Source organism: Janthinobacterium sp. B9-8, assembly GCF_000969645.2.
Taxonomy (GTDB): domain Bacteria; phylum Pseudomonadota; class Gammaproteobacteria; order Burkholderiales; family Chitinibacteraceae; genus Iodobacter.
The window spans coordinates 4,087,559-4,098,404 of the sequence record NZ_CP014222.1 but is presented as its reverse complement, the minus strand read 5'-3'; the positions used below and the strand labels follow the sequence as shown (position 1 = coordinate 4,098,404).

Annotated in this window: 14 protein-coding genes; 13 read left to right on the top strand and 1 reads right to left on the bottom strand. The window is 50.5% G+C overall.

Translation table 11 applies throughout. From position 1 onward, the window contains the following. Positions 1–56: 56 nt before the first annotated feature. Entirely contained in the window at positions 57–1,373 is a 1,317-nt protein-coding gene (locus VN23_RS18490) for an ExeA family protein (RefSeq protein ID WP_046351677.1), read from the bottom strand. A gap of 456 nt (positions 1,374–1,829) precedes the next feature. Between VN23_RS18490 and VN23_RS18480 the strand changes: the two genes are divergently transcribed. From VN23_RS18480 to hisG, 13 genes are all read left to right on the top strand, one after another. Further along, positions 1,830–2,639, top strand: a complete 810-nt coding sequence (locus VN23_RS18480; protein WP_197432957.1) for an ABC transporter ATP-binding protein — start codon at positions 1,830–1,832, stop codon at positions 2,637–2,639. Next, positions 2,602–3,426, top strand: coding sequence for a lipid asymmetry maintenance ABC transporter permease subunit MlaE (gene mlaE / locus VN23_RS18475; RefSeq protein WP_046351674.1), 825 nt, complete (start codon positions 2,602–2,604; stop codon positions 3,424–3,426). The genes VN23_RS18480 and mlaE overlap by 38 nt, the downstream gene beginning before the upstream one ends. Positions 3,427–3,516: 90 nt before the next feature. Further along, the gene (gene mlaD, locus VN23_RS18470) at positions 3,517–3,984 is read left to right on the top strand and encodes an outer membrane lipid asymmetry maintenance protein MlaD (RefSeq protein ID WP_046351673.1); all 468 of its coding nucleotides are present in this window, start codon (positions 3,517–3,519) and stop codon (positions 3,982–3,984) included. 29 nt (positions 3,985–4,013) lie between these two features. After that, positions 4,014–4,616 carry an MlaC/ttg2D family ABC transporter substrate-binding protein gene (locus tag VN23_RS18465; RefSeq protein WP_046351672.1) on the top strand — a complete coding sequence of 201 codons (603 nt, stop codon included), beginning with the start codon at positions 4,014–4,016 and terminating at the stop codon, positions 4,614–4,616. Continuing rightward, positions 4,613–4,879: an STAS domain-containing protein gene (locus VN23_RS18460; protein WP_046351671.1), complete on the top strand. Its 267-nt coding sequence runs from the start codon at positions 4,613–4,615 to the stop codon at positions 4,877–4,879. The genes VN23_RS18465 and VN23_RS18460 overlap by 4 nt, the downstream gene beginning before the upstream one ends. A 106-nt stretch (positions 4,880–4,985) precedes the next feature. Continuing rightward, positions 4,986–5,807 (top strand): MlaA family lipoprotein, encoded by an 822-nt coding sequence (locus VN23_RS18455; RefSeq protein ID WP_052746554.1) that lies wholly within the window; start codon positions 4,986–4,988, stop codon positions 5,805–5,807. Continuing rightward, a complete protein-coding gene (locus tag VN23_RS18450) occupies positions 5,804–6,700 on the top strand; it encodes an ABC transporter ATP-binding protein (RefSeq protein ID WP_046351670.1) in 897 nt (298 codons plus the stop codon). The genes VN23_RS18455 and VN23_RS18450 overlap by 4 nt, the downstream gene beginning before the upstream one ends. 107 nt (positions 6,701–6,807) lie before the next feature. Next, positions 6,808–7,563: an ABC transporter permease gene (locus VN23_RS18445; protein WP_046351732.1), complete on the top strand. Its 756-nt coding sequence runs from the start codon at positions 6,808–6,810 to the stop codon at positions 7,561–7,563. Between the two features lie 4 nt (positions 7,564–7,567). Then, positions 7,568–7,807 (top strand): BolA family protein, encoded by a 240-nt coding sequence (locus tag VN23_RS18440; protein WP_046351669.1) that lies wholly within the window; start codon positions 7,568–7,570, stop codon positions 7,805–7,807. Further along, complete coding sequence (locus tag VN23_RS18435) at positions 7,804–7,983, top strand: hypothetical protein (RefSeq protein WP_156455221.1); 180 nt, start codon at positions 7,804–7,806, stop codon at positions 7,981–7,983. The genes VN23_RS18440 and VN23_RS18435 overlap by 4 nt, the downstream gene beginning before the upstream one ends. A gap of 18 nt (positions 7,984–8,001) precedes the next feature. Then, positions 8,002–9,252: a UDP-N-acetylglucosamine 1-carboxyvinyltransferase gene (gene murA / locus VN23_RS18430; protein WP_046351667.1), complete on the top strand. Its 1,251-nt coding sequence runs from the start codon at positions 8,002–8,004 to the stop codon at positions 9,250–9,252. Positions 9,253–9,443: 191 nt separating this feature from the next. After that, the gene (locus VN23_RS18425; protein WP_046351666.1) at positions 9,444–9,848 is read left to right on the top strand and encodes a DUF4870 domain-containing protein; all 405 of its coding nucleotides are present in this window, start codon (positions 9,444–9,446) and stop codon (positions 9,846–9,848) included. A gap of 145 nt (positions 9,849–9,993) precedes the next feature. Further along, the gene (gene hisG / locus VN23_RS18420) at positions 9,994–10,644 is read left to right on the top strand and encodes an ATP phosphoribosyltransferase (protein WP_046351665.1); all 651 of its coding nucleotides are present in this window, start codon (positions 9,994–9,996) and stop codon (positions 10,642–10,644) included. The last annotated feature ends 202 nt before the right edge of the window (positions 10,645–10,846 follow it).

The window sequence follows — 10,846 nt, the reverse complement described above, 5'->3', positions numbered from 1 at the left end:
ATATATAGAATGTAATGGCTTATTTATCTTTGCCTATTCAATACTTTTTATTTAACTTACAAATTCCATAGCTCGTCCCTCATTCCACCCACGGTGCGCAGAATCGGTTTATTTTTTCTAAAATATTCAGGCAATGCCACCATTGCCGACTTAGCTGTGCTTTTATCCGGAAAAAACCCATAAACCAGCCCCCAGCCCTTTTTCCCTTGCACTTCTGCTGGGTAAATAAGCAATTGATCCTTGGGTAAATACTGGCTGGCTTGCGCTAGAAATTTTTCTAGCTCTTCTCCACGCTCCCTGTTCGCCACCAACAGCATCACCGCTGTATTGTGTACCTCGGCCCGGTTCATTTTTTGCCGTGATTCAGTAAGCTTTTGACGTAAAGCCGCTGAGAGCTGCATATCTGGTGCCAGCACTTCAGGCGAGCTAGCCAGTTGCAAAGGTGCTGATGCCACGGGGCTCATCACCACCACGGGCTGATGCGGGGCCTGCGACAAGCCCGCCCATACACCGCCTGTCATGACTCCCGATAGCAATACCCAGCCCCATATTGCTTGCTTTTTAATCGGCTTAAATGCGCTGTCTTTCACTGCCGCTTTAACATGCTTAGCACTCACAAAATGTTCGCTATGGCTAAACGCGGCCATTAGGGCTTTATCAGCCAGAATATTAATTCGTCGTGTTAAGCCTTCCGAAGCGCGGTAAATCGATTTAAGCGCCTCGGCTTGAAACAGCTCCGGCCCGCGATAGCCAGCCGTGCGCATACGAAATTCGATATAAGCTTCAATATCTGTGGCTTTAAGCGGGGCCAACTGAAAAGCGTGCGTAACCCGCTCCCGTAGCTGGCGTAAATCCTGTTTGGCCAGGCGATCATCAAGCTCAGTCTGGGCAAATAAAACAATCTGTAATAATTTATGATGACCATGATCCAAATTAGACAGCAATCTGACAGCCTCTAAGCTTTCGGTTGGCATGGCATGCGCTTCATCGATCAAAATCACCACCTGCCGGCCTGCCGCAAACCGCTCAAGCAAAGCCGCTTGCAAATCTCTGACTTTAGCGCTGGTGTGCGTTGCATCGCAGGCTATGCCTAAATCGTCAGCAATCATCAGCATCAGCTCATCGGGCTTCATCACTGGGTTGGCGATATACACACTATCCACATTGGCAGGCAAACGCTCAATCAGCACCCGGCACAGCATGGTTTTGCCGCTGCCTACTTCTCCCAGCACCTTGACCAATCCTTCCCCAGCCAAAACAGCGTAAATCAAGGCCTCAAGGGTAGCGCCCCGCTCAGCACCCACAAAGAAAAACTCAGGATGTGGTGTGATCCGAAATGGCGGCTCGTTTAAACCAAAGTGCTCCAGATACATAGGTAATCCTGTCTAAGGATGAACGCTTGCTTTCATACTAGTACGTGGATTAAGTAAAAATTGAACAAATATCTTGATGAGTAAAGTAGTGATTGGTTTTCTGAACAAATGCCATTTACTTACAAGGCATATACAGCCCAACCATCCGCGCTTAAACAGGGCCAGCAAAAGACGCTTGATCACAAGATAAGATGCCCAGATCGGAAGCACGCCTTATCCAGCAAGCAGAATGTTGTTTTTTAGTTTTTTGGAAGCCTTTAAAACTAAGGCAAAACAGGCAGGGGCAATATAAAAATACGGCTAAATCCTGTGCCTGTAGGTAGAAAGCAAGTTTCCCCGGCACGCCAGCTTTGTTGCATGGCAATAATTCCATACATTTTCATACAAAGTTCATCTACCTGCTAAGGCGATACCCACCTACAATAGCTCTCTTTTATGCCAAGAGTATCGTCTGCCATGCCCTCCTCACTGGTTCAATTTGAGAATGTGAGCTTTGCTTACGGTGAACGTCCGGTGCTTACCGACGTATCGCTGAGCATTAAGCCTGGGCAAGTGGTCGCCATTATGGGCGGATCTGGCTCGGGCAAAACCACCATCCTCAAATTGATCGGCGGGCAAATCCGGCCAGAGCAAGGCAAGCTGACTGTAGCAGGCAATGATGTAGCCAGCCTAAACGAGACAGCGCTTTACGCGATGCGTAAAAAGCTAGGTATGTTGTTTCAGTTTGGCGCGCTGTTTACCGATTTATCAGTATTCGATAACGTGGCTTTTCCACTGAGAGAGCGCACAAATCTGCCCGAATCCATGATTCGTGATCTGGTGCTGATGAAACTCAACACAGTAGGCTTACGCGGCGTAAGCGATCAAATGCCTTCTGAATTATCTGGCGGTATGGCAAGACGCGTTGCGCTGGCCCGGGCAATTGCGCTTGATCCTGCAGTCATGCTTTATGACGAACCATTTACTGGGCTAGACCCTATTTCGCTGGCCACCATTGGCCAGCTGATTCGCAATTTAAACGATGCGCTGGGCACAGCATCGGTGATTGTGACGCACGATGTAGAAGAATCGCTGTCGATTGTGGACTACGTGTATTTCTTAGCCGATGGAAAAATTGTGGCTGAAGGCACGCCAGAACAAGTTCGCGCATCAACTCACCCCTTTGTAAAACAGTTTATCAACGGGGAAACCGACGGCCCTGTGCCTTTCCACAAACCCGCTGCCCCCTATGCCAGCGACTTGGGATTGGAGCCACGCCGTGCTTAATTTTTTATTTAATACCCTATCAAAACTAGGCCGACCGTTTAGCAACGTCATCATCAAGCTGGGCTTTGCCTGCCGCTTTATGCTGGCTATCTTGCGTCATTCCCCCACCTCTTTACTTCGATTTCAGCTTACAATGCGTGAAATCTGGTTTGCAGGGGTGCTATCGGTATTGATTATTTCGGTATCAGGCTTATTTGTAGGCATGGTACTGGCCCTGCAAGGCTTTGATACCTTACAGCGCTTTGGTGCAACCGAATCTCTGGGTATTTTAGTGGCCCTGTCTTTAGTCAGAGAGCTTGGCCCAGTCGTAGGCGCTTTACTCTTTGCCAGCCGTGCAGGCTCGGCCATTACGGCTGAAATTGGCCTAATGAAAGCCACAGAACAACTGGCTGCCATGGAAATGATGGCTGTAAACCCCATCGCCCGCGTGGTTGCACCACGCTTCTGGGGCGGTGTGATTTCTATGCCACTGCTGGCCGCAATGTTTAGTGCCATGGGCATTTTTGGTGGCTATCTGATTGGAGTAAAACTACTTGGTCTTGACGAAGGTGCTTTCTGGTCGCAAATGCAGAGCGCTGTTGATTTCCGTCAGGATGTAATCAATGGCGTTATCAAGAGCGTGGTATTTGGTATTGCCATCTCCTTGATCGCTGTCTTTGAAGGGTATGATGCGCCGCCCACAGCTGAAGGCGTATCCGGGGCCACCACACGCACAGTGGTGACTAGCTCTCTGGTTATTCTGGCGCTGGATTTTGTCCTGACCGCCTTTATGTTCAGAGGGATATAGCAATGGTTTTGTGCTTGGCTACTGCTCAAACAGCGTAAACCAAGAGCGATGGGCAAAAAATAACGACTTAGATTGAAGGGAATATAAAAAATGAAACGAGGCATGATTGATTTCTGGGTGGGTCTGTTTGCCGCTGCCGGCATTGCAGCCTTACTGTTTTTATCTTTGCGCGTCAGCAGCCAGACCACGTTACCAGCGTCTAATAGCTACGAGCTCACCGCTAATTTCGACAATGTAGGTGGCCTGAAAGTACGTGCCCCTGTGAAAAGTGCCGGGGTTTTGGTGGGCCGTGTGAGTAGTATCACTCTAGATACAGAGCGTTACGTTGCACGGGTGAAGCTAGATATGGATAGCCGCTATCATTTCAGTAGAGATGCCTCTGCTGAAATTCTCACCTCAGGTCTCTTAGGCGAGCAATACATCGGCGTTACATCTGGCGCAGACGATAAAATGCTACAAGCAGGCAATAGTTTCACCATTACTTCTTCAGCCATCGTGCTGGAGCAGTTAATTAGTCGAGTACTGTTTAATAAAGCAGAAACCGCTGCTGAGAAATGATCGTAAGCAATATCAATGGAGTACGCATAATGAAAAAATGGATCCTTGCCCTCTCAATGGGTTTTATCGCCACCTGCAGCCTTGCCGCGCCAGTTGAATCACCAGAGCTCATCGTCAAAAATGTCAGCCGCGATGTGCTGGAGATCATTAAGAAAAACGATAAAGACCCGCTAAAAGCCCGTGATTTAGTCGATGGCCGTGTTGCGCCTTTGGCAGACTACACCCGCATGACCATGCTGGCGGTAGGACGCAACTGGAGAACAGCTTCGCCAGAGCAACAACAGGCGCTGACCCGTGAATTTCGCACGATGTTAGTTCGTACCTACTTTTCAGCGCTGTCTATCTACAAAAATGCACAAGTTGATGTAAAAGGCACTCGCCCGGGTAACGATGCCAGCGAAATGGCGGTATTAACAGAAGTAAGCTTGCCAGGCCAAAAGCCAATTCCGCTGGATTTTAGTTTCGAAAAAACCGACGCGGGCTGGAAAACTTACGATATCGCAGTGGATGGCATCAGCTTTATCAATAACAACCGTAATCAATTCAATGCCATCATTCGCAAAGACGGTATTGATGGCCTGATCAAGCAATTGTCTGATCGCAATAACGCACAGCGTAGCGCCAGCAAATGAAAGTTTTCCAAGCCACAGGCACGCTAACGCTTGAATCTGCGGCGCAGCAGCTCACTACCCTGCCAAGCTTGGCTCAGGGCGAGTTGCTGCAGGTGGACTTAAGCCAGATCAGCGCGGCAGATTCAAGTGCGGTAGCTCTGCTCCTACACTGGATGCGCAGCGCCCGGAAGCAGGGCGGCGAATTACAATTTTCTGGCGTACCTGAAGGCTTGGCGGGTTTGATTCGCCTCTACGAAGTAGATGCACTGCTGCCCATAAAGTAGCGGGATATAAAATATCTGCTCCTGCACTCAAAGCCGCTCTATAAATCAGCGCCAAACCGCAAATCAGCCTAGAATATCGACCTTGCTCACTTAATTTACGACTCACATGCGCCGTCTTCTTCCCTTATTTACCCTCTTACTTGGCGCATGTGCGACGCCACAGAATAATTACGACCCTATCGAGCCTGTCAATCGCGGTATTTTTGCGGTTAATAACGCTGTAGACAAAGCCGTACTCAAGCCTGCGGCAGAAGCGCACGAAAAATACTCGCCAGGCCCGGTTAAAGAGGGTGCCAGCAACTTCTTTGCAAATATCGATGATTTCTTTGCCTCCTTTGGTGCCTTGTTACAAGGCAAAGGCAGCGAAGCGGGCCATAGCATGGGCCGGGTGATGGTGAATACCACACTAGGTATGTTTGGTTTGGTAGATTGGGCCAGCGATATGGGCCTCAAAAAAAGCGACGAAGATATTGGTCAGGCCTTAGGCAGCTGGGGAATGGACTCCGGCCCCTATTTAATGATTCCTTTGCGTGGGCCAACCACACTGCGTGACAGCAGCGATATGGCGGTACGTTTCTTTGCCGATCCTTTAGATATCTGGGATGGCACACAAGATCTCAGCACTCAGGTCATTCGCTATGGCGCTTGGGGTATAGAGCAGCGCCGCCAGCTTTTGCCGCTTGATCCGCTTATCAATGCGCAAGCCGACCCCTATGCCTATATCCGCGATGCTTATTTGCAACGCAGATATTTCCGCGTCTGGGATGGTAATCCGCCCAAGCCACTGCAATTAGGCCCGACAGATGAAGAGCTCGATGCAATGGATGCGGCCAAAGAGCTGCGTGCAAAAGCATCTAACGCAAGTGCAGCAGCAGCCAGCGCCCCTGCCAGCTTGACGGCCAGCGGTGTTGCCGAGGTTGCTCCTTGAGTGCAATTGTTTTTAACTCCGTAGCCAAGCAATTCGGCGATTTCCATGCGCTTAAAGGTGTGAGTTTTACTGTGGAACAGGGCGATTTCTTTGCCCTCCTTGGTCCTAATGGCGCAGGTAAAACCACACTGATCTCTGCTCTGGCTGGTTTATCGCGCCCCACTTCAGGGCATATTTCGGTCATGGGCTTTGATGTCCAAAAAAACTACCGCGAAGCACGCCGCGCAGTGGGTATTGTTCCGCAAGAGCTGGTGTTCGATCCCTTCTTTACCGTGCGTGAAACACTGACGTTTCAATCCGGCTATTTTGGCTTACGCAATAACGACAACTGGATAGACGAGATTCTCGCCAATCTGGGCCTTAGCGATAAAGCCAATGCCAATATGCGCGCCTTATCCGGCGGTATGAAACGCCGTGTGATGGTGGCGCAAGCCTTGGTACATCGCCCACCGGTTATTGTGCTGGATGAGCCTACCGCTGGGGTAGACGTTGAGCTGCGCAAAACGCTATGGGATTTTATTCGCCGCCTTAATAGCGACGGCCACACCATTGTGCTGACGACGCATTATCTGGAAGAAGCCGAAACCCTGTGCAACCGCATCGCCATGCTTAAAAAAGGCGAGCTGATTTCACTGGAAAACAAAGACACGCTAATGAGCCGAGGCGCGGCACGCGATTTGTTTATCAAAATTAAGCCTGCCGTACTGCCCGCGTCCCTCGCCCCGCTGCTGATTTGCGAGCGTGATAATGGCTTTGAGCTAAAACTCGCAGACTGCAAAGATCTGGAAGCCATCCTGACCGAGCTCAGAAATAACTCGGTTCAGCTCAGGGATATCGAAGTCGGCAAAGCCGATCTGGAAACGATCTTTGTCAATATGATGCAAAACGCATAGAACCGTGGGGCGGGTGTAAGCCGCCGTTTTACATGTATGCCATGCCATTATTTGCAAATACGCTCCCCCTTAAAATAGCCCAAAGCCATCCGCTACAAGAAGACACTATGCAAGGTTTTTACACGCTGTTTTACAAAGAAGTACTACGTTTTTGGAAAGTTGCTTTTCAAACCGTAGCAGCGCCTGTGCTGACTGCACTGATGTACCTGCTGATCTTTGCCCACGTACTCGATAACCATGTACAGCCCTATCCCGGCGTGCAATACACCGCGTTTCTGATCCCTGGCCTTGTGATGATGTCACTACTGCAAAACAGTTTTGCTAATTCATCATCCAGCCTGATTCAATCCAAAGTCACCGGCAGCCTAATTTTTGCCCTGCTGCCACCGCTATCGCACCTAGAATTTTTCCTCGCCTATTTACTGGCCGCCATGGTGCGTGGGCTTGTGGTTGGCGCAGGCGTTTTGCTCGTCACCATGTGGTTTAACATGCCTGCTTTTGCCCATCCGCTGTGGATTTTGGTCTTTGCGCTGATTAGCTCCGCCATGATGGCCGCACTGGGCATACTGGCAGGGATTTGGGCAGAAAAATACGATCAGCTGGCCGCATTTCAAAACTTTCTGATTATGCCGCTGACGTTTTTATCAGGTGTGTTCTACTCCATTCACAGCCTGCCCGCCTTCTGGCAGGGCGTATCGAGCTGGAACCCAATTTTTTATATGATTGACGGTTTTCGCTACGGCTTCTTTGGCGTAAGCGATGTGTCACCTTGGCATGCTTTTGCCGTTGCAGCGCTTTCTTTAGCCATTGTGGCCAGCGCTGCCTACGCATTAATTAAATCTGGTTACAAATTAAGGCAATAACCCCATGACTCCAGAATCAGTACAAGCCTTACTTACCGAGCGCCTAGACGCAACAGCGGTTGAAGTAACAGGCGATGGTCACCATTTTTATGCTCGTATCGCATCCCCGCGCTTTGAAGGCCTTGGCCTTTTGGCGCGTCATCGTTTAGTGAAAGAATCGGTTAAACCAGAGCTAGACTCTGGCGAACTCCATGCCTTATCGCTAGAAAAAACGCTGACCCCAGCCGAATGGGCTGCGCTGTGAATACCGAAAATCGCTTCAATCTGGACGGCATCGAAAAGAACCGCGCCAAGCTTGAACAAGCCATCGTTGAAGCGAAAAAACCACTCGATCGCAGCTCGCAAAAACTAGCTGCCCTCACTAATCTGCCTTGGCTGATCGCAGGCGCTGCCGCACTGCTTTGGTATTACCTGAAATAAACACAAAGAGTTACAGAAATGGACAAACTAAAAATTACTGGCGGCAACCCGCTCGCTGGCGAAATCTCTATCTCTGGCGCAAAAAATGCTGCCTTACCTATTTTATGCGCCAGCTTGCTAACTGCAGGCACTTTGCGCCTCAGCAATGTACCTCAGCTTGCAGACGTAAAAACCACGCAAAAATTGCTGCAAGGCATGGGCGTGCGCGTGATGACCGATAACATTCACGAATACGAAATCACCGCCAATGAAGTCACCACCCTGATTGCACCTTACGAGCTGGTCAAAACCATGCGCGCGTCGATTCTGGTGCTTGGCCCCACTTTAGCGCGCTTTGGCGAAGCTCAGGTTTCCCTGCCAGGGGGATGCGCCATTGGCGCTCGCCCAGTTGATCAACATATCAAAGGCCTGCAAGCGATGGGTGCCGAGATTGTAATCGAGCATGGCTATGTAAAAGCCACCGGTAAGCTCAAAGGCGCACGTATTGTTTGCGATATGGTTACCGTAACCGGTACTGAAAATCTGCTGATGGCGGCCACACTGGCAGACGGCATCACGATCATCGAAAACGCCGCCCGCGAACCCGAAGTCGTCGATCTGGCAGATTGCCTGATCAAAATGGGCGCAAAAATCAGCGGCCACGGCACAGATACCATTACCATCGAAGGCGTTGCCGAGCTGCACGGCGCAGAGCATGCTATCGTGCCAGATCGTATCGAAACCGGCACTTTCCTGATCGCCGCCGCCGTAGCGCAAGGCAAGCTGGTATTACGCAATACCCGTGCTGATATTATGGAAGCCGTGCTGGAAAAGCTGCGTGAAGCCGGTGCTTATATCGAAGCTGGGGACGATTGGATCGCCATCGATATGAAACAACGCCCTAAAGCTGTGAATATCCGCACCATGCCCTACCCTGCTTTCCCAACCGATATGCAAGCGCAATTTATGCTGCTGAACTGCGTAGCGGAAGGCACGGGCGTCATTACCGAGACCATCTTTGAAAACCGCTTTATGCACGCTCCCGAGCTGATCCGCATGGGCGCTAAAATCAATACCGAAGGCAATACGGCGATTGTGACCGGCGTTGAAAAGCTAGAAGGCGCAACCGTGATGGCCACAGACTTACGCGCATCGGCATCCCTCGTGATTGCAGGCTTGATTGCCAGCGGCGAAACCATTGTGGATCGTATTTATCACTTGGATCGCGGCTACGAGCATATCGAGCGCAAATTGTCGGCTGTTGGCGCACAAATCGAACGCATTGCCTAAGCCTTGGCCCTGCTTACGAGTTTATTAGAGCGCAAGTTTCGGCAGTTGGTGCGCAAATTGAGCGTATTGCCTAAGCATTCACATTAGCGTCCTTGATTAATTTGTAGGGCGGGTGAAATCCGCGTATTTTTCGGCAGTGCTCGCGGGTTGCAACCCGCCCTACATAACACTGCTATTTTCCAGGCGAAGCCATGTTGATCTTCAACCCAAAACCCGCTCCAGAAGAACAAGACGACAAGCCGCGCCCTCCTTCGCAAAATGAAAAAGGCGCAGCCGCGCTGGCGCATCTGGCTGGTGTGTTCTGGCTGCCGATTTTGCCCATGGCCGTGCTGGCCTTGATGATTCCGGTGCTGGTACTACAATTTGCCCGTGTTCATTCCGATTACGTGGAGCAACACGCCATCAGCGCATGCAATTTTCAAGTACTAATGGGCTGCTTTTACGCTTTGGCCATGTTAGCGGGCTTTGTATTACACAGCGCCTTGCCACTTTGGTGGGTCGCCATTGGCTCAGCTATTTTTGCATTATGGGAAGGAGCCAAAGCCATCAACGGCTGGCCATCCAAATACCCAGTGAGTTTAAAATTATTTAAGTAAGAGCATAGGCATAAGCACTGAAACACCTGCCAATGCCATGTTCTGCCACTTACAAAAACATATAATATGAGTGGCCCATCTCCGGCTTTAAGCTTGAATTTAATCATCCTGTACCGCCGCCAAATTAAATCTACCGGACGTATCCATGATCACCATCGCGCTATCCAAAGGTCGTATCTTCGAAGAAACGCTGCCCCTGCTGGCTGCCGCAGGCATTGTGCCTTCTGAGGCCCCAGAATCCAGCCGCAAGCTGATTATTGGCACCAATATGGAAGACGTCAGGTTGATCATTGTTCGCGCAACAGATGTGCCCACCTATGTGCAATACGGCGCGGCTGATCTGGGCATCGCCGGTAAAGATGTGTTGCTAGAGCATGGTGGCGCTGGCCTTTATCTACCACTGGACCTGGATATCGCCAAATGCCGCCTGATGGTCGCCGTGCAAGAGGGTTTTGATTACGAAGGCGCGGTTAAGCAAGGCGCTCGTTTACGCATCGCCACCAAATACACCGAATGCGCCCGCGAGCACTTTGCCAATAAGGGTGTACACGTCGATATAATCAAGCTCTACGGCTCTATGGAGCTCGCCCCGCTGGTAGGCCTTGCCGACGCCATCGTCGACCTCGTCTCCACCGGCAGCACGCTTAAAGCCAATCATCTGGTTGCCGTAGAAGACATCCGCGAAATCAGCTCCCGCTTGGTGGTAAACCAAGCTGCGCTTAAGCTCAAACACAGTAAACTCCAGCCGATTATTGATGCGTTTGCCGCAACTGTGGCGGCAAGGCAAGCCGCCTAAGCGTCTGGCTTAGGGCGGAAGCAAGCCGCGAGCAAAGCTGAAAAATACGCGGGCTTCACCCCATGTGCGCTAACTGCTATGTTTTTGTATCAGCAAGCAACGAAAAAACGTAATGACCACTCTCTTTGCATGGGGCTTAAAAATCCCCTTGAAGCACGCCGAAGCAAGGAATAAGCGTATCGGGGTTTCGGAAAAGGGGTAG